The following is an 18,144-nucleotide window of genomic DNA, read 5'->3' on the forward strand; positions in this document are numbered from 1 at the left end:
CGACGGTAGAACGTGAAGCTGACTTCAAGTCAAGCTGTGCAGCAGGGTGATCGTCAGCAGGGCAGGCGCGCACGCGAGCGTGGACAGGAAGATGGCGTCGCGGGCCAGGATCAGGGCGGTGCCGAAGCTCTGGGCGTACAGGAAGATGTTCTGGGCGGTCGGCAGGGCGGCGAGCACCGTCACCGCGTACGTCTGGGCCGGCGTCAGCCCGAAGGCCAGGGCCAGCCCGAAGGCGAGCGCGGGCATGACCGCGGTCTTGGCGACGACGGCGGCGATCGTGGGCAGGCGGTCGGGGCCGGCCTCGAGCACGCGGCGGCCGGAGAGCGACATGCCGAAGACCAGGAGCACCACCGGTACGGCGGCCTGGCCGATCGCGTCGACCGGTTCGGCCAGCACGCTGGGCAACTCGAGTCCGGTCACGGCGAAGAGCACCCCGAGGGCGACGGCCACGGTGAGTGGCACCCGCAGGGGCGCGGTGAGTGTCGTACGCCAGGAGGTGTGACCGGTCGTGACGAACTGCAGCAGTGTCAACGCGACCGGCGTGATGATCAGCAGCTGCAGCATGACGATCGGCACGACCAGCGCGGTGTCCCGCAGGACGTACGCGGCCACCGGCACCCCGATGTACGTCGCGTTGGTGTAGCCGGCCGCAAGCGCCCCGACGATGCGGGTGCCCGGGTCGCGCCCGCGGGTCGTCAGCGCGTGCAGCCCGAAGCACAGCACGGCCGCCGCGGCCGAGACCAGCAGCGGTGTCGTGAACAGCGCACCCGGGTCGGAGGCGGCGGCCCCGCTGAAGATCAGGCACGGCGTCAGGATCAGATAGGCGAGCCGCCCACCCACCGCCTGCGTCTCGGCCGGCAGCCGGCCCCACCGCCCGGCCACCCAGCCGACCAGCACGATCACCCCGATGACCGCGAATCCGGACAGCGCCGAGATCATCCGACGGGGTCAGCCCCGCGCGACGGCGAGCTCCCGCTCGATGGCCCCCGTCACCTGCGGATCGCCGGGTGTCACCTGCGGCGAGAAGCGGCCCACGAGCCCGCCCGTACGGGAGATCAGGAACTTCTCGAAATTCCACTGCACGGCCTGGTCACCGGCGAGGGCGTCGTAGAGCGGGTGCCGCTCCGGCCCGAGGACGGTGATCTTGGAGAACATCGGGAACTCGACCCCGAACGTGCTGCGGCAGAACTCGGCGATCTCCTCGTCGCTGCCCGGCTCCTGCCCGGCGAAGTCGTTGGCGGGGAAGCCGAGCACCGCGAAGCCCTGCTCCCGGTACTGCTCGTGCAGCTTCTCGAGACCGTCGTACTGCGGGGTGAGGCCGCACTTGGAGGCGACGTTCACCACGAGGAGCACCTGCCCCGCGTAGTCGCCGAGCGTGCTCGTCCCGCCCGAGATGGTCGTCAGCGGGATGTCCTGGATCGCCGTCATCGCTGTGCCGCTCCTTGATCAAAGGCGTGTTTTGGAAGTGGGGTCGAGCTGCGGTGAGGTCCAGGCGTCGTCTGGGTGTGCGCCGGAAAGGCCCGAATACCGGTGTTGTCTTCGGGCCTTTCCGGCGTGCGGCCAGGCGGCGGCTGGGCCACGCCGCAGCCCGGCTCCACTTCCAAAACACGCCTTGGACCGTTGTCACGGTACATCCGCGCAGGCCGGGGTATGGGGCGAGGGTGACCGACCTGGACGTGCCCCTGGCCCTCGACGACCCGGCCGCGCCGCACAGCGCCAGCGGCGAGACGGTGCCGACGCACGATCTGAGTGAGGTCGCCCCACCGGCCCGGCCCGGGCGGCGGTGGTTCCCCAAACGGGTGGTGGCCACCCCACCGGCCTACGACCATCCGCACGGCCTGCGCATCATGAAGCGGATCGAGGCGCTCGGCATCGAGGTCGAGCGGCTCACCTCGGCCCGGCTGACCGGCGTCCGGGGTGAGAACGACCGGCAGACGTACGCCCGGGCCAAGTCGACGCTGGCCATCGTGGTCAGCCCGCCCTCGCGCCGGAAACTGCAACCGATTGCACCCAGTGCGGACTGGCGCTTCGACCTGGCCGAGGGCTGCCCCGCCCACTGCCAGTACTGCTACCTGGCCGGATCCCTCTCCGGCCCGCCGGTCACCCGGGTCTACGCCGACCTCGACGACATCTTGGACAACCTTTCCGGGTACGTCGGCCAGGGCACCATCACGTCCCGGCGCGCCGCCCGGCGGGACGAGGGGACGACGTTCGAGGCGTCCTGCTACACCGATCCGCTCGCGCTGGACCACCTGACCGGCAGCTGGCAGCGGGCGGTCGAGCACTTCGGCGCCTGGGAGGCCCCGGTCCAGCTGCGGTGGACCACCAAGTTCGGCGACGTCGACTCCTTTGCCGGCCTGACCCATCAGGGGCGGACGCGGGTGCGGTTCAGCGTCAACTGCCTGCCGGTGACCACCCGGATGGAGGGTGGGACGAGCCCGCTGGCCGACCGGCCGGCGGCGCTGCGCAAGCTGGCACTGGCCGGCTACCCGGTGGGGCTGACGATTGCGCCGATCATGACGGTCGACGACTGGCGGGACCGGTACGGCGAGTTGCTCGACGCCGTCGCGGCGGCCGTCGACGGCGTACCGGATCTGGACCTGACGGCCGAGCTGATCACGCACCGGTTCACCCCGGGCAGCAAGGAAGTGCTGCTTGGCTGGTATCCGCGCACCCGGCTGGAGATGGACGAGGAGTCCCGCTCCCGCAAGCACGGCAAGTTCGGCGCGGTGAAGTACGTCTACCCGGCCGACGTGATGGCTGAGCTGCGCGGCTGGTTCGAGCAGGAGATCGCCGCGCAGCTGCCACAGTGCCGCATCCTCTATTGGACCTGAGCGAACTACTCGCGGCGCGGGGTGTCCGGGCCGCTGGGGCCGGGGACGTCCCCGGGCAGGCCGGAGTCGTCCGGGTGGTGCTCCGGGATCCGGCCCGGCTGCGGCTTGTCCCCTCGCTCGGGCAGGTCGGTCAGGTCGACCGGGCGCTCGAAATCGGGCTGATCGTTCGATGGGCGAGAACTCATGTCCGCCTCCTTCGTCAACCACCGGAATACCCGTCCGGCGCACAGCCATGCCGATGCAAACACTGCAAACGCTTGCTATAGGCATTTACGACTTTCTATCCTCGCAGTGGTAAGCGCTTTCCTGCATACGAATCGCCGAGTCGGCGTGGGTGGCTGGTCGGCGGCCCGGACGGCCGCGGACCCGAGGCAACGGTTCGTAGTGGCGGCGCCCTGTATGCGACAAGGAGCGAATCCATGAGACGACCAGCCAAACACGCCCTCGCGGCGCTGGTGACCGGAGCCGCCGGCGCGGCGATCGTTGCCGCCCTCCCCCTCCCCCAGGCCAGTGCGGCCGCGGTCGGCACCGCTACCGGCTATGCCAGCAGCAATGGCGGCACCACCGGAGGCAACGGCGGAGCGACCGTACGGGCCACCACCGGCACCCAGATCCACCAGGCGCTGTGCGGCCGGGCCAGCAGCAGCACGCCGATCACGATCGAGGTCTCGGGCACCATCAACCACGGCAACACGACCAAGGTCTCCGGCAGCAGCTGCAACACCGCGGCCGACAAGATCGAGCTCAAGGAGATCAGCAACGTCACGATCATCGGGGTCGGCGGCGGCGCGGTCTTCGACCAGCTCGGCATCCACATCCGCGACTCCAGCAACATCATCATCCAGAACGTGACAGTGCGGAACGTCAAGAAGTCGGGCTCCCCCACCTCCAACGGCGGTGACGCCATCGGCATGGAGAGCACGGTGCGCAACGTCTGGGTCGACCACGTGAACCTGGAGGCGTCGGGCGGCGAGTCGGAGGGTTACGACGGCCTGTTCGACATGAAGGACAACACCCAGTACGTCACGTTGTCCTACAGCATCCTGCGGAACTCGGGCCGGGGCGGGCTGATCGGTTCCAGCGAGAGCGACACGAGCAACGGCTTCGTCACCTTCCACCACAACCGATACGAGAACATCGATTCCCGTACGCCGTTGCTGCGCGGCGGCATCGCGCACATCTACAACAACTACTACTTCCAGCTGCACGAGTCGGGCATCAACTCGCGGGCCGGCGCGCGGGCCAAGGTCGAGAACAACTACTTCGAGGACTCGAAGGACGTGCTCGGCACCTTCTACACCGACGCGGCCGGGTACTGGCAGGTCGCGGGCAACGTGCTCGACAACGTGACCTGGTCGAGCCCCGGCACCGACACCAAGCCGGCCGGCCCGAACCTGACCTCGACCACCACCGTGAGCGTGCCCTACTCCTACCGGCTCGACGGCGGCTCCTGCGTGCCGGACGTCGTGCGCCAGACGGCCGGGGCCAACACCGGCATCCGCACGTCGACGGGCAGTTGCTCGACGACCGGCCCCGGCCCGACCACCCCGGCTCCGACCACCCCGGCGCCCACCACGCCCGGCCCGACCACGCCCGGCCCGACCACGCCCGGCCCGACCCAGCCCAGCGGCACCAACCTGAGCCTGTCCGGCGGCGCCGACGGTTCCAGCAAGGCGAGCGGCACGAGCTACGGCAACGTCAAGGACGGCAGCCTGAGCACGTACTGGTCACCCAGCGGCACCACCGGCTCCATCTCGATCAAGTGGAGCGCGGCCACCACGGTCTCCCGCCTCACCATCCGGGAGGTGTCGGCCGCGGTCGGCTCCTACCGCGTCCTCAACGGTGACACCGGCGCCGTGCTGAAGACTGGTAGCGGATCGGGCACCATCACGTTCGCCGCGACCTCGCTGAAGAAGATCACCTTCGAGATCACCGGTGCGAGCTCGGCCCCGCGGATCGCCGAGTTCGAGACGTACGCGTCGTAGATCTCCTTCCCACAGCGGCCGTCGCTGCCTTCGCCGCCTTCGTTGCCGACTTCTCGGTGACGAAGGCGGCGACCTGACTCAGCCGCCGGAAGCCTGCGAGGCGACCACTTTCTCCAGCGCCCTCGCCACGGCACGCGACTCGGCCGCCGTCATCACCGACGTGAAATGCCGCTCGATCGCGCCCAGATAGACGGGGGCGGCGGCTCGCAACCGCTGACGACCGGCCTCGGTGATCACCGCGTACGCGGAACGCCGATCGTCCGGGTTGCTCTCCCGGCTGACCAGGCGGGCCTCGACGAGCTGGTCCACCACCCGGCTGACCCGGGTCCGGCTGACCACCGCCTTCTCACCCAGCTCGCCCATGCTGAGCCGCCGGCCCGGCGCCGAGTTCAGCTCGAGCAGCACGTCGTACCAGGTGAACGGCAAGCCGCAGGCCGCCTGGAGCTCCTTGTCCATCCGCGGGACCAGGGCCGCGTGCACCCGCAGCAACGCCGCCCAAGCGGCCACATCGGTGTCACCCATCACGCCACCCTATCCACTTCTTGTGCGTGCGCACGCATCGGAGTAAGAATGTGCGTGCGCACGCACTATCGATCGAAAGGCAGCCACCATGAACAAGGTCCTGCACCTCTCCGCCTCACCCCGCGGCCCCCGCTCGGAGTCCCGGGCGATCGCGAGCACCTTCCTCGACACCCTCCGCGAGGTGTCGCCCCGGACACCCGTCGACGAGTACGACCTGTGGGACGGCACGCTCCCCGCCTTCGGCCCCGACGCGGCCGCCGCCAAGATGGCCGTCTTCGCCGGCGAGGAGCCCCGGGGCGCGGCCGCCGAGGCGTGGCAGGCCGCGATCGGCTCGTTCCGCCGCTTCGACGCCGCCGACCGGTACGTGTTCAGCGTGCCGATGTGGAACGCCGGAGTTCCGTACATCTTGAAGCAGTTCATCGACGTCATCAGCCAGCCCGGCCTGGTCTTCGGCTTCGACCCGGCCGCCGGCTACCGCGGGCTGCTGCGCGGCAAGCGCGCTGCCGTGATCTACACCAGCGCCGTCTACGGTCCCGAGCGCGGCCCCGCCTTCGGTGCCGACTTCCAGGCCCCCTACCTGGAGAACTGGCTGCGCTGGGCCGGCGTCGACGACATCCGGAGCATCCACTTCCGCCCCAACCTGGCCACCGCCGACGCCGACACCGGCCGCCGCCTGGCCCACGCCGAGGCCCGGGACGTGGCCAAGCTCTTCCTCCAGTAGTGGACGCCTGACCTCGACCAGCGGAGCGGCGGCTTCGACCAGCGGAGCCATCGCGGACGGCGAGGGCGAACGGCTCCGCCGGTGACGGTGCTGACAACGGCGCGGGGCGGGCCTAGGGTGAGAGCGATCCCGTGACCTCGTGCCATGCCGACCCGGGTATTCCCCTGGCGCGACCGATCTTGCCGGTCGGCAAGGCTGAAGCTCGGGATCGGCGGCGTGGGGGGAACATCGATGGGCGACGGCGGGCTGCTGGGGCGGCAGCACGAGAGCAGGACTCTGATCGGCGTGGTAACCACCGTCCGGGGCGGCAACAGTCAGGTTCTGGTCGTCCGGGGTGAGGCCGGCATCGGCAAGACGGCTCTGCTCGACGTGCTCGACGAGGCGGCCACCGGGTGCCGGGTGGCCCGGGCGGCCGGCGTCGAGTCCGAGATGGAGCTGCCCTTCGCCGCCCTGCACCAGCTCTGCGGCCCGCACCTGGACCGGCTGGGCGAGCTGCCCGAGCCGCAGCGCCAGGCCCTCGGCACGGCCTTCCGGCTGCTCTCGGGTGCCGCGCCCGACCCGTTCGTGGTCGGGCTGGCCACGCTGACCCTGCTCAGCCAGATCGCCGAGGAGCAGCCGCTGATCTGCGTGGTCGACGACGCCCAGTGGCTCGACCAGGCGTCCGCGCAGGCCCTCGAGTTCGTGGCCCGGCGGCTGGGGGCTGAGCCGGTCGCGCTGGTTCTCGCCGTACGGGATCCGACCGCCTTCGACGGCCTGCCCGCCATGACCGTGCGCGGCCTCGGCGAGGACGACGCCGCCGCCCTGCTCGACTCGGCGGCGCCGGGCGGGCTCGACCCCCGGGTGCGCGAGCGGATCCTGGCCGAGTGCCGCGGCAACCCGCTGGCCCTGCTCGAGCTGCCGCGGGGGTTGTCCCGGGCCGAGCTGGCCTTCGGTGGGGCGACCGACGCCGAGGCGACCCCGCTGGTGCACCGCCTGGAGCGCGAGTTCCTGCGGCAGCTGGCCTCGCTCCCGGTCCAGACCCGGCGTCTCCTGCTGCTCGCGGCGGCCGAGCCGGTCGGCGACGCCGCTCTGCTGTGGCTGGCCGCCGTCCGCCTCGGCATCAGCCCCGACGCGGCCGCCCCGGCCGAGCAGACCGGTCTCGTCTCGTTCCGCACCGAAGTCCAGTCCCGCACTGGAACTCAGTCCCGCAGTGAAAATCAGTCCCGCGCGGAAATGCAACCCCGCGCGGAAAGACGGCCCAGCACTGAAGCCCAGCCCACCGGCAAAACCCAGCCCCACACTGAAACCCAGCCCAACACTGAATCCCAGCCGAGCGGCAAAACCCAGCCCCACAGCACAGTGCAGCCCAGCAACGAAGTCCGGCCCCGCGACGAAGCGCAGCCCCCCGACAAACCAGAACTCCGCGACGAAGCCGAGTTCCGCTACCAGGTCCGGTTCCGGCATCCGCTCGTCCGCTCGGCCCTCTACCGGTCGGCCGGGCTCGCCGAACGGCGCGAGGCCCACCGGGCACTGGCCGAGACCACCGACCCGCGCACCGACGCCGACCGGCGGGCCTGGCACCGGGCGCGGGCCGCGGTCGGACCGGACGAGGACGTCGCCGCCGAGCTCGAGCGGTGCGCGGGCCGGGCCGCCGTCCACGGTGGGATCGCCGCCGCGGCCGCCTTCCTCGATCAGGCCGCCGCGCTCACCCCGGACCCGGTCCGGCGGGTGCGCCGCTCGCTCGACGCCGCCCAGGTCAAGGCGCACGCGGGTGCGTTCGACGACGCGCTCGCGGTGCTGGCTCTGGCCGAGGCGAGACCGCTGGGCCGGGCTGAGCAGGCCCGCGTCGAGGTGATGCGGGCCCGGATCTCGTTCACCGCCCACCGCGGGAACGAGGCCCTGCCACTGCTGCTGACCGCCGCGCGCCGCCTGGAGCCGCTCGACCCGTCGCTGTCCCGGGACGCCTATCTGGACGCGATGTCGGCGGCGCTGTTCGCCGGGCGTCTCGCCTCGGGCGCCGGGGCCCGGCAGGTCGCCGCGGCGGTGCGGGCCGCTCCCCCGGTGGTCTGGGCCCTGCCCCGCAAGAGCGATCTGCTGCTCGACGGGCTGGCCACGCTGTTCACCGACGGCTATCCGGCGGCCGCTCCCCTGCTTCACCGGGCCGTCCGCGCCTTCGTCACCGAGCCGGTGACGATGCAGGAGGCGATGAGCTCGGAGTGGCTCTCGCTGGTGACGGCCTGTGCCCTGTGGGACGACGCCGGTTGGGATCAGCTGACCCGGCGGCACCTGGCCACGGCCCGGTCGTCCGGCGCGCTCAGCGCCTTGCCGCTGGCCCTGGACACCCGCACGATCGTGGAGCTGTTCACCGGCGATCTGCGGGCGGCGGCCGCGCTGGTCGAGGAACGGCGGTCGGTGGCCGAGGCGACCCGGAGCGGCCTGGCCCCGTACGGGGAAATCGGTCTGCTGGCCGTGCGGGGCCAGGCCGATCGGGCGGAGCCGATGATCCGGGCCTGCCTCGACGACGTGACCGCGCGGGGTGAGGGTGTCGGCATCAACCTGACGCAGTGGGCGCGGGCCGTGCTGTGCAACGGTCTCGGCCGTTACCCGGAGGCGGTCGCGGCGGCCCGGGAAGCGGCGGCCGACCCGTACGAGCTGGGTCTGCCGCAGTGGTCGCTGGGTGAGCTCGTCGAGGCGGCGGTGCACAGCGGCGACACCGCCACGGCGACCGCCGCGTGCGAGCAGCTGTCGTCGATGGCGCGGGCCAGCGGCACCGATTGGGCGCTCGGCGTCGAGGCGAGCCGCCGGGCGCTGCTCGAGGACAGCGCCGACGAGCTGCACCGGGAGGCGATCGAGCGGCTCGACCGCACCGGGGTGGCGCTGGAGGCTGCCCGCGCCCGGCTGCTCTACGGCGAGTGGCTGCGCCGCCAGGGCCGCCGGGTCGACGCCCGGGTCCAGTTGCGCGCGGCCCACGAGTCGTTCGGCGCGATGGGCGCGGACGCGTTCGCCGGGCGCACGGCCCGGGAGTTGCAGGCCACCGGCGAGACCATCCGGCGGCGCACGGTCGAGGCGCCGGGCAAGCTCACCGCGCAGGAGGCGCACATCGCCCGCCTGGCGGCCGAGGGCCTGACCAATCCGGAGATCGGCGCGGCCCTCTACATCAGCCCGCGCACGGTCGAATGGCACTTGCGGCGCATCTATTCGAAACTCGGCGTCGGCAACCGCCGCCGTCTGCGCCAGACCCTGACGAATTAGCGCGACAGGGCCTCGCGCAGCTGTCGCCGCGAGCTGATGCCCAGCTTGGTGAAGACCTTGCGCATGTGCCATTCCACGGTGCGGGCGCTGAGGAAGAGCTTGGCGCCGATCTCCGGGTTGGACAGACCCTCGCGGGCCATCTGGGCGATCTGGGCCTGCTGGGTGGTGAGCTCCTCGCGGATGCGGGCCTGCCGGTGCGGGGCCGCCGCCCCGGACGCGAGCAGCTCGCGGCGCGCCCGCTCGGCGAATCCGGCCAGGCCCATCGTGGTGAACATCTCGTACGCCAGGGCCAGCTCAGGCCCGGCCTCGGCCCGCCGCCCGTCGCGGCCCAGCCATTCGCCGTGCAGCAGATGGGCGCGGGCCAGCGCGGGCCGGGCCCGGGTGCGGCCCAGCAGAGCGACGGCCCGCCGGAAATCGGCCGGGTCCCGGCTCAGTTGGGCCCGCGAGACGGCGGCCAGGCCGAGGGCCCAGTCGGTGCCGCCGGCCTCGGCCCGACGGGTCAGCTCGCGCAGCGCCTCCTCGGCCAGATCCTCGCGGCCGCACCGGACGGCGGCCTCGACGAGCTCGGGCAGCGCCTGGTTGCCGGCGGTGGTCTCGCCGGGCTCGTCCCAGGCCCGCCGGGCCGCCTCCAGGGCCTCGTCGTGGCGGCCGAGCCCGTTGCCCAGCACGGATCGGGCGTAGTCGGCCGGGGCGCCGCTGCCGTCGATCAGGTCGCGCGACCGCCCGTCGCGGCCCTGCCAACCGGCCAGGACCAGCGCGGCGTACGGGGTTTCCGGCACGCCGGTGGCCGCGCGCACCGATCGCGCCTCCTCGATCAATGATGCCGCCGCGGCCGGCTCGCCGAAGAGCACCAGCGTCGCGGCCCGGATGTTGAGGGCCGGTGGCAGCTCGCTCAACGCGCCGGTGGTGCGGGCCGCGCGCAGGTTGCGGTCGGAGAGCTCGTACATGTCCCGATCGGCCCACAAACCGAGCGCGAGCCAAGCACCCTGCCCCAGTTCCTGGGCCGACGGCTCGCCGTCGCGCAGGGCGGTGAGAGCCTCGCGGACCACTGGTGCCGCCGTCTCGTAGTCGTCGCCGGTGACCGCGCCGAAGGCCTTCAGCAGCAGATCGGCCACGCCCGGCTCGGCGTCGAGCCGGCGCGCGGCCGCGCGGGCCACCTCGGCCAGACCCGGACCGTGCCGGCGCCCGGCCGGTGACTGGGCGGCCACCAGGGCGTCCAGATAGGCCTGCCGGGACAGGCCCGGGTCGAGCCGCTCCAAGCTCCCGGCTGCCGCCAGCAGCAGCGGAACCGCGTTCCCGGCCCGGGCGGCGGACGCCAGCCGGGCACGCAGCAAGCCGGCCCGGGCCTGCGCCAAGGGATCGGCCGGCCCGGCGACAGCCAGCATCAGCAGCCGGCGGGCCTGATCGAAGGCGCCCGCGCGCAGGTTGGCGAAAGCGGCGTCGAGGCCGCGGCGGACCTGCTCGGCCGGGTCGGGGGTGAGCTCGGCCGACCGGCTCAGGAAGGCCGCCGCGGCGGCCGGCCCGCCCCGCGACCGGGCCCGGCCGGCCGACTGCTCGAGCTCGGCGGCGACCTGCTCGTCGGGTTCGGCCACGGCCCGGGACCGGTGCCAGGCGCGCCGGTCGGGGTCGGCGGCGGCGTCGGTGGCCTCGGCCAGCGCGTGGTGCACCCGGTGGCGGTCGCCGGCGTCGGCATACCGGTAGGCCGCCGAGCGGATCAGCGGGTGCGCGAAGACCACTCGCCGGTGCACCTCCAGCAGGCCCTCGTCGACCGCGTGGGCCAGCTCGGCCGGGTCGGCGCCGAGCCGGTGGGCGGCCCGGTCGAGCAGGCCCGGGTCGCCGAGCGGGTCGGCCGCGGCGGCCAGGACGAGCAGGCGGGTGCCGGCCGGCAGCCGGCTCAGGCGGCGGCCGTAGCTCTGCTCGATCCGGCCGGCCACCGATCGGCTCCCGGGCAGCCCGAAGCCACCCGCCAGGTCGGTGGCGGTCCAGGTGCGGGGCAGTTCGAGCAGCGCGAGCGGGTTGCCGTGGCTCTCGGCGACGATCTGGTCGAGGACGGCCACGTCCATGAAGCCGTGGACGGTGCGCCGCAACAGCGCCCGGGCGTCGGCGTCGTTCAGCCCGCGGACCCACACCGTGGGCAGCCCGGCCAGGATGTCGTCGCCGTTCTCGCGGGTGGCGTAGACACAGCCGACCGATTCGGCCGCGAGGCGGCGCGCGACGAACGACAGGGTGGAGGCCGAGGCGCTGTCGAGCCACTGGGCGTCGTCGACGAGGCAGAGCACCGGCTGGGCCGCGGCCGCCTCGGCGAGCAGGTTGAGCACGGCCAGGCCGACCAGGAGCCGGTCGGGTGGCGGGCCGGTGCTCAGTCCGAAGACGACCGAGAGCGCCTCGCACTGCGGGGTGGGGAGGCGACTCAGATGGACCAGCAGCGGCGCACAGAGCTGGTGCAGACCGCCGTACGGCATCTCCTGCTCGGACTCCACTCCGGAGACCGGCAGCACCTGGAACTTGCCGGCGCGCTCAGCGGTGTAGGCCAGCAGGGTGCTTTTGCCACAGCCCTGCTCGCCCCGGACGACCAGCACCCGGCCGTGGCCGCCGCTGACGTCGTCGAGAAGGCCGTCGAGGGCCGCGCACTCCGCTTGGCGACCGAGCCGCCCGGTGGGTCCCCGATCAGCGTCCGCAGCCATGTCTGCCTCCCGCGCCGACCGCGCTGCCAGATCCTAACTCCGGATCGGCCACCGCACGTGTGCCGCCGGTCACAGCTTGCCGGTCTGGTTACGATCATCGTGCTGATCGCCGAGGGGGGCTCGTCGTGGTTGCCGGGTTGATGAATCGTGAGATCGAGCGCGAGTCGCTGGACCGGGTCCTGGAAACCGTTCGATCCGCCCGCAGCCAGGCTCTGATCGTCCGCGGCGACCCGGGCGTCGGCAAGACCGCGCTGCTCGGCTATCTCACCGGTCGGGCCCGCGAGTTCCGGGTGCTGCCCGTCTCCGGTGTGCAGTCCCAGATGGAGCTGGCCTACGCCGCCCTGACCGTGCTCGTGGAGCCGATCCGGCACCGGCTCGACGACATGCCGGCGCCGCAACGCACCGCGCTGCGCACCGCCCTGGGTCTCAGCCCCGGCCCCGCCCCGGATCGGTTCCTGGTCGGCCTGGCCCTGCTCACGCTGCTCTCCGAGGCGGCCGGTGACCGCCCGCTGATCTGCGTGATCGACGACGAGCAGTGGCTCGACCAGGCCTCGGCCCAGGCGCTGGGTTTCGCCGCCCGCCGGCTCGCGGCCGACCCGGTCGGGCTGGTCTTCGGCGCCCGCGAGCCGAGCGCCCACCTGGCCGGGCTGCCGGTGCTCGAGGTCGGTGGGCTCGCGGCCGGTCACGCGCGCGAGCTGCTCGACGCGAATCTGGCCGGGCCGCTCGACGACCAGGTGCGCGATCTGATCGTCTCGGAGGCCCAGGGCAACCCGCTGGCCCTGCTGGAGCTGCCGCGCAGCATGACGACGGCCGACTTCGCCGGCGGGTTCGGGCTCCCGGCGGTGCCGTCGGTCTCCGTACGGCTGGAGGAGGGTTTCCTGCGGCGGATGGAGGCGTTGCCCGCCCCGGCCCGGCGTCTGCTGCAACTGGCCGCGGCCGACCCGTCGGGTGACCCGGTGCTCGTGCATCGCGCGGCCCGCCGGCTGGGCATCCCCTCCCAGGCCGCGTCGGCGGCGGCCGAGGCCCACCTGCTGGCGTTCAACGAGCGGGTGCACTTCCGGCACCCGATCGTGCGCTCGGTGGCCTACCGGTCGGCCTCCGAGCCGGCCCGCCGCGAGATGCACGCGGCGCTGGCCGAGTTCACCGACGCGGTGTCCGACCCGGACCGCCGGGCCTGGCACCGGGCGCAGGCGGTCTCCGGGCCGGACGAGTCGGTGGCGGCCGAGCTGGAACGGTCGGCCGAGCGGGCGCAGTCGCGCGGCGGGCTGGCCGCCGCGGCGGCTTTCCGCGAGCAGTCCGTGCGGCTGACGCCCGACCCGGCCCGGCACGCCGAGCGTGCTCTGGCCGCCGCCGCGGTCACGATGGCGTCGGGTGCCTTCGGCCGGGCCCGCGAGCTGCTCGACACGGCCACCGCGGGCCCGCTGGCGCCGTTCGCCGCGGCTCGGGCCGACCAGCTGCGGGCCCGCATCACCTTCGTCGCCGGTGTCGGCGAGGACGCGCTGGCCGTGCTGATCCGCTCGGCCGAGACGCTGACGCCGCTCGACCCCGGCCTGGCCCGGGTGAGCTATCTGGAGGCGATCCGGGCCGCCTCCTTCGCGGGGCGGATGACCGGGCCGAGGTCGATGACCGAGATCGCGTACGCCGCTCGCGCCCTGCCCCCGGCGGCTGAGCCGCGCCCGGTGGACCGGCTGCTCGACGCGCTCGCGACCATCTTCGTCGAGGGCCCGGCCGCCGCCGCGCCGGCCCTACGGGAGGTGGCCCGCGAGTTCGCCGTCAGCGACCTGACCCGCGAGGACGGGCTGGCCTTCGGCTGGCTGGCGTCGGCCGTCATCTGGGACGACGACGCGGCGTACGAGATCAACCGACGACAGGTGGCGGTCTCCCGGGCGACCGGTGCGCTCGACCAGCTGCCCCTCGACCTGGTGGCACTGGCGTTGTCCGAGGCCTGGCGGGGCGATTTCGCCTCGGCCGGCTCGCACATGGCCGAGACCGCGGCGATCTGCGAGATCACCGGCAGCCAGATGCCACCGTCCACGTCGGCCTTCCTGGCCGCCCTGCGTGGCGACCGGGCCGAGCTGGCGCCGCTCAACGAGGCGCTCCACGCGGTGGCCGGCTTCGGACAGCAGTCGCAGGCGACGTACGCCCACTGGGTCAGCGCCGTGCTCGAGAGCGGCCATGGGCGGCACGCCGACGCGTACGCCGAGGCCAAGCTCGCGGTCGACGACGGCCACGTGCTCGTCTCGACGTGGGCGCTGCCGCAGCTGATCGAGTCGGCGGTCAAGGTCGGTGCCGGGGACGTGGCCGGCCAGGCTCTGGAGCAACTGACCGCGACGACCCACGACGGAACGGATTTCGGGCGCGGTGAGGAGGCCCTGGGGCGGGCGCTGCTCGGCGAGGCCGCGCTCTACGGGGAAGCCATCGAGCTGTTCGGCCGGGCCGGCATCCGCACCGAGCAGGCCCGCTCCCGCTTGCTGCACGGCGAGTGGCTGCGCCGGGAGAACCGCCTCGACGAGGCCCGCTCGGAGCTGCGCACCGCCCGCGAGATGTTCGACGGCATGGGCATGACAGCGTTCGCCGACCGGGCCCGTCGCGAACTGATGGCCACCGGCGAGCGCGCGGCCCGCCGCCGCGCCGGTGCGGCCCCGGCCGCGCTGACCGACCGCGAGTCCCTGATCGCCTGGCTGGCCGCCGAGGGCCTGAGCAACCCCGAGATCGGCGCCCAGCTCTTCCTCAGCGCGCGCACGGTGGAATGGCACCTGGGCAAGGTCTTCGGCAAACTCGGCGTCACGTCCCGCACCGAACTGGCCGAAAAGCTCCCGGCCCGGTCCTGACCAGGCCGGGGTTACGCCGGGGCCCGGGTCAGCCCGCCGAAGACGGCCTCCACCGCCTCCTCCGCGGTTTCGGCGAGGAGCGGTTCCCGGATCCGCGCCCCGTCGGTCTGGATCCTCCAGGGACGCAGGCACACCGTCAGCTTCTCGTCCCGCACCGCGAGACCGATCTCGGTCAGGGTCCCCCAGTTGCACCCGACGGCGATGACCGCGTGCGCCGACCGGACCAGCAGGACGTTGCGCATCTGCCCGATCCCGGTCGGGACAACGACCGTGGCCCTCGGATTCTGCTCGAGCGAGTGCTGAGGATCCGGGTCCGGGGCGAGGCTGACCGCGATTCCCCCGAGGTCCACGGCCCCTTCGGTCGCCGCTCTCATGACTCCACCGAGCCCGCCGGTCATCAGGACCGCACCCCGCCGGGCGATTTCACGACCTATATAGGCGGCGTCCGCGAGATCACGACGGGAAGCCCCGGCGCCGGGTCCGATGACAGCGATCTGCGTCTTCACGGAAGGGAGCGTCCCCCGCCGGGGCGGTCGTTCAAACGCCGATGTCGGGGCCGGTCGATATGGTGCAGCGGTGGATGTGATCGTCCTGGACGAACTCGACCGCCAGCTCGCCCATGCTCTGCAAGTCGACGGGCGGGCCGCCTTCAGCCGCATCGCGGCGGTGCTGGGCACCTCGGACCGCACCATTGCCCGGCGCTACGGGCGCCTGCGTCAGTCGGGCGCCCTGCGCGTGGTCGGATTGGCGCACGCGGCCGCGCTCGGTCACGTCGACTGGTTGGTGCGCATGCGGTGCACGCCCGATGTGGCCGTGCCGGTCGGCACCGCACTGGCCCGGCGGGCCGACACGTCGTGGGTGACCATCCTGTCCGGCGGCACCGAGATCAGCTGCATCACCCGCACGAGGACGCAGGCCGCCGAGGGCGATCTCCTCCTGCAGAAGCTGCCCCGGACTCCCCGGGTCACCGCCGTGACCGCGCACTGCATCCTGCGCCTCACGGCCGGCACGAAGGGCTGGCCCGGTCGCACCGCGGCCCTGTCGTCCGATCAGGTCGACGCACTGAGCCCCGATGCCGCCGAGGAGCACCCGGTGCCGCGCGAACCGGTCGTCCCGACCGCGGCCGACAACAGCCTGCTGACCGCGCTCGCCGCCGACGGCCGGGCCGGCTACCCGGCACTGGCCGCGGCGACCGGATGGTCGGAGACCACCGTCCGGCGCCGCCTGGACGAGCTGCGCCGCAGCAACGTCATGTATTTCAACGTCGAGATCGAGCCCGCCCTGTTCGGCTACCGGGCCGAGGCGAGCCTCTGGCTCACGGTGGCCCCGGCTTCGCTGACCACGGTGGCCGAGGCGGTGGCCACGCATCCGCAGATCGGCTACGCCGCCGCCGTCACCGGTTCGGCGAACGTGACGGCGTCGGTGATCTGCCGGGACCTCGGCGATCTGTACGACTACCTCGCGGTCGACATCGGCGCGCTGCCCGGCGTGGTCCGCGCCGAGACCGCTCCGGTCGTCCGGCGGTTGAAGGCGGCCGGCACGGTCCTGGCGGAGTAGGGCCCGGCGCTGACGGAATCCGCCGGATCGTTGGCATCCGGCGTCGCTTTGCCGAACAAAGCCCGGCGCATCAGTACGTCGCTGCACGTCCGGGTGCAGCGTGGCGTCGGCACCCGGGTCGGCCGGCTCGGGTCTCGACCCCGAAGGACAACCATGTTCGAAGGTCTTCTGCTGCTGTTCGTTCCCTGGCTGGCATTCCGGGCGGCCGGCGCGCTCGGCGTCAAGCGGTTCGCCGGTTGGCGGTCCAGCGCGGCTCACGCCCTTGCCGTCATGCTGGTCTTCACCGGCACGGCCCACTTCGTCCCGGACAGCGTGACCGTCATGCCCAGCCACGACGACCTCACCGCCATGGTGCCGCCGTTCGTGCCGGTTCCCGATCTGACGGTGTACGCGACCGGCGTTCTGGAATTGCTCGGCGCGGCCGGGCTGGTTCTGGCGGCCACCCGGCGCCTGGCCGGGCGGTGCCTCGCCCTGCTGTTCGTCTGCCTCGTCCCGGCGAACATCTACGCCGCCGCCAACGACATCCCGCTCAACGGCGATCCCGCCACACCGTTGTGGTTCCGCATCCCCGAACAGCTCGTCTACATCGCGGTCGCGTTGTATGCCGCACACCGCACCGACGAACCCGGGCGAAGCAAGCCCTCCTCGCGGACGCGACCTCGCGGCACGGGCGCGGGGCGCCACGATCACGGCGAGCAACGCGCCGGCTGATGACCCGGTTCCCGCCCGAGCGAGGTGGGCTCGGCCGCGAGACGGACGGATGGCCCGGGCCGAAAGAAGCGAGACGGACGGATGGCCCGGGCCGAAAGACCCGGGCCATCGGCCATCAAGCCAGAGCGCGCTTCAGCGCGTCCAGCCGCATGGCCCAGATCCGCTGGGACAACGCGGCATCCGCGGCGAACGTCTCCGCGGCGTGATAGCTCCCCGGGTGCACGTGCAGCTCGGTGGGCACTCCCGCCGCCATCAGCCGCTGGGCGAACGCGATGTCCTCGTCCCGGAAGAGATCGACCGTACCGACGTCGATGAACGCCGGCGGCAGGCCCGACAGGTCCGAGGCCCGGGTCGGCGCCGCGTACTGATCGGCCGGTTTCCCGCCCAGATACCAGGCCCACGCCTCGACGTTCCCGGCCCGGTCCCAGATTCCGATGTCCACGATCTCCTCGCTCGAGGCGGTCGTGTTCGTGTCGTCGATCATCGGGTAGATCGGCATCATGTATTTCACGGCCGGCCCGCCCCGATCCCGGGCCAGCAACGCCGTGGCGATCGTCAGCCCGCCCCCGGCGCTGGCTCCGTAGATCGCCAGCCGGTCCGGGTCGAAGCCCAGCTCGGCCGCGTTCTTGGCCATCCACACCAGGCCCGCGTAGCAGTCCTCGACCGGCGCCGGGTGCGGGTGCTCCGGTGACAGCCGATATTCCACCGACACCACGATCGCCTGCGTCCGGTCGCAGATCAACGTGGCCGGCACATCCTCGCCCTCGACGCTGCCCATGATCATGCCGCCGCCGTGGATGAAGTAGACGCCCGGCAGCGTCCCGGTGGCGTTCACCGGCCGATAGACGCGGACCGTGAGGTCCGGTTCCCCTTCGGGGCCGGGGATCGTACGGTCCTCTTTGCTGACGTTCGGGTTCTCCGGCACCTCGATGCCGCTGAGCATCGCCTCCACCGTGGCGCGGCGCTGCACGATGTCGGGCACCGAGTTGAAGCCGCCGGGCATCGCTTCCAGCAGCTGGTCCAACGGTACGCGGACCTCGGGGTCGATCAGTTCACGACGGGACATGA

General features: G+C 72.8%; 14 protein-coding genes. 7 read left to right on the plus strand and 7 right to left on the minus strand.

Going from position 1 to position 18,144, the window contains the following annotated elements; all coding sequences use genetic code 11:
* Window positions 1-24 precede the first annotated feature (24 nt).
* Window positions 25-939: an AEC family transporter gene (locus NAG42_RS16125; protein WP_250031101.1), complete on the minus strand. Its 915-nt coding sequence runs from the start codon at window positions 937-939 to the stop codon at window positions 25-27.
* 9 nt (window positions 940-948) lie between these two features.
* A complete protein-coding gene (locus NAG42_RS16130) occupies window positions 949-1,428 on the minus strand; it encodes a glutathione peroxidase (protein ID WP_250031102.1) in 480 nt (159 codons plus the stop codon).
* Window positions 1,429-1,661: 233 nt separating this feature from the next.
* Here NAG42_RS16130 and NAG42_RS16135 point away from each other — a divergent pair, with 233 nt between their 5' ends.
* On the plus strand, window positions 1,662-2,834 hold the full coding sequence (locus tag NAG42_RS16135) for a spore photoproduct lyase family protein (RefSeq protein WP_250031103.1): 1,173 nt from the start codon (window positions 1,662-1,664) through the stop codon (window positions 2,832-2,834).
* Window positions 2,835-2,839: 5 nt separating this feature from the next.
* Here the strand turns inward: NAG42_RS16135 and NAG42_RS16140 are convergent, their stop codons facing one another.
* Window positions 2,840-3,019, minus strand: coding sequence for a hypothetical protein (locus tag NAG42_RS16140; protein WP_250031104.1), 180 nt, complete (start codon window positions 3,017-3,019; stop codon window positions 2,840-2,842).
* 234 nt (window positions 3,020-3,253) lie between these two features.
* Between NAG42_RS16140 and NAG42_RS16145 the strand changes: the two genes are divergently transcribed.
* Window positions 3,254-4,819: a pectate lyase family protein gene (locus NAG42_RS16145; RefSeq protein ID WP_250031105.1), complete on the plus strand. Its 1,566-nt coding sequence runs from the start codon at window positions 3,254-3,256 to the stop codon at window positions 4,817-4,819.
* 78 nt (window positions 4,820-4,897) lie between these two features.
* Here NAG42_RS16145 and NAG42_RS16150 read toward each other — a convergent pair whose 3' ends face one another.
* A complete protein-coding gene (locus tag NAG42_RS16150; protein WP_250031106.1) occupies window positions 4,898-5,341 on the minus strand; it encodes a MarR family winged helix-turn-helix transcriptional regulator in 444 nt (147 codons plus the stop codon).
* An 88-nt stretch (window positions 5,342-5,429) separates the two neighbouring features.
* Between NAG42_RS16150 and NAG42_RS16155 the strand changes: the two genes are divergently transcribed.
* Complete coding sequence (locus NAG42_RS16155) at window positions 5,430-6,062, plus strand: FMN-dependent NADH-azoreductase (protein WP_250031107.1); 633 nt, start codon at window positions 5,430-5,432, stop codon at window positions 6,060-6,062.
* A 216-nt stretch (window positions 6,063-6,278) separates the two neighbouring features.
* On the plus strand, window positions 6,279-9,293 hold the full coding sequence (locus NAG42_RS16160; protein ID WP_250031108.1) for an AAA family ATPase: 3,015 nt from the start codon (window positions 6,279-6,281) through the stop codon (window positions 9,291-9,293).
* Here the strand turns inward: NAG42_RS16160 and NAG42_RS16165 are convergent.
* Window positions 9,290-11,977, minus strand: coding sequence for an AAA family ATPase (locus NAG42_RS16165; protein ID WP_250031109.1), 2,688 nt, complete (start codon window positions 11,975-11,977; stop codon window positions 9,290-9,292). The two genes, NAG42_RS16160 and NAG42_RS16165, sit on opposite strands and share 4 nt — an antisense overlap.
* Before the next feature lie 140 nt (window positions 11,978-12,117).
* Between NAG42_RS16165 and NAG42_RS16170 the strand changes: the two genes are divergently transcribed.
* A complete protein-coding gene (locus tag NAG42_RS16170) occupies window positions 12,118-14,808 on the plus strand; it encodes an AAA family ATPase (RefSeq protein WP_250031110.1) in 2,691 nt (896 codons plus the stop codon).
* 11 nt (window positions 14,809-14,819) lie between these two features.
* On the opposite strand, the gene NAG42_RS16175 is transcribed toward NAG42_RS16170, so the two are convergent.
* Complete coding sequence (locus tag NAG42_RS16175; protein ID WP_308201156.1) at window positions 14,820-15,500, minus strand: SLOG cluster 4 domain-containing protein; 681 nt, start codon at window positions 15,498-15,500, stop codon at window positions 14,820-14,822.
* On the opposite strand from NAG42_RS16175, the gene NAG42_RS16180 reads away from it, so the two are divergent.
* Together NAG42_RS16180 and NAG42_RS16185 are read left to right on the plus strand one after the other, a co-directional pair.
* Entirely contained in the window at window positions 15,385-16,365 is a 981-nt protein-coding gene (locus tag NAG42_RS16180) for an Lrp/AsnC family transcriptional regulator (RefSeq protein ID WP_250031112.1), read from the plus strand. The two genes, NAG42_RS16175 and NAG42_RS16180, sit on opposite strands and share 116 nt — an antisense overlap.
* Before the next feature lie 153 nt (window positions 16,366-16,518).
* The gene (locus NAG42_RS16185) at window positions 16,519-17,076 is read left to right on the plus strand and encodes a DoxX family protein (RefSeq protein WP_250031113.1); all 558 of its coding nucleotides are present in this window, start codon (window positions 16,519-16,521) and stop codon (window positions 17,074-17,076) included.
* 115 nt (window positions 17,077-17,191) lie between these two features.
* Here the strand turns inward: NAG42_RS16185 and NAG42_RS16190 are convergent, their stop codons facing one another.
* Window positions 17,192-18,142, minus strand: coding sequence for an alpha/beta hydrolase (locus NAG42_RS16190; protein ID WP_250031114.1), 951 nt, complete (start codon window positions 18,140-18,142; stop codon window positions 17,192-17,194).
* Window positions 18,143-18,144: the final 2 nt, after the last annotated feature.

Source organism: Paractinoplanes maris (assembly GCF_023544465.1).
GTDB classification, from domain to species: domain Bacteria; phylum Actinomycetota; class Actinomycetes; order Mycobacteriales; family Micromonosporaceae; genus Actinoplanes; species Actinoplanes maris.

What these genes read in the sequence shown, in the direction of transcription:
- NAG42_RS16125 (WP_250031101.1), bottom strand. Translation starts at nt 939, where the DNA reads ATGATCTCGGCGCTGTCCGGATTCGCGGTCATCGGGGTGATCGTGCTG.
- NAG42_RS16145 (WP_250031105.1), top strand. Translation starts at nt 3,254, where the DNA reads ATGAGACGACCAGCCAAACACGCCCTCGCGGCGCTGGTGACCGGAGCC.
- NAG42_RS16170 (WP_250031110.1), top strand. Translation starts at nt 12,118, where the DNA reads ATGAATCGTGAGATCGAGCGCGAGTCGCTGGACCGGGTCCTGGAAACC.
- NAG42_RS16150 (WP_250031106.1), bottom strand. Translation starts at nt 5,341, where the DNA reads ATGGGTGACACCGATGTGGCCGCTTGGGCGGCGTTGCTGCGGGTGCAC.
- NAG42_RS16185 (WP_250031113.1), top strand. Translation starts at nt 16,519, where the DNA reads ATGTTCGAAGGTCTTCTGCTGCTGTTCGTTCCCTGGCTGGCATTCCGG.
- NAG42_RS16190 (WP_250031114.1), bottom strand. Translation starts at nt 18,142, where the DNA reads ATGTCCCGTCGTGAACTGATCGACCCCGAGGTCCGCGTACCGTTGGAC.
- NAG42_RS16140 (WP_250031104.1), bottom strand. Translation starts at nt 3,019, where the DNA reads ATGAGTTCTCGCCCATCGAACGATCAGCCCGATTTCGAGCGCCCGGTC.
- NAG42_RS16155 (WP_250031107.1), top strand. Translation starts at nt 5,430, where the DNA reads ATGAACAAGGTCCTGCACCTCTCCGCCTCACCCCGCGGCCCCCGCTCG.
- NAG42_RS16130 (WP_250031102.1), bottom strand. Translation starts at nt 1,428, where the DNA reads ATGACGGCGATCCAGGACATCCCGCTGACGACCATCTCGGGCGGGACG.
- NAG42_RS16175 (WP_308201156.1), bottom strand. Translation starts at nt 15,500, where the DNA reads ATGGTGCGGTCCGAGGTGCCCAGCACCGCCGCGATGCGGCTGAAGGCG.
- NAG42_RS16165 (WP_250031109.1), bottom strand. Translation starts at nt 11,977, where the DNA reads ATGGCTGCGGACGCTGATCGGGGACCCACCGGGCGGCTCGGTCGCCAA.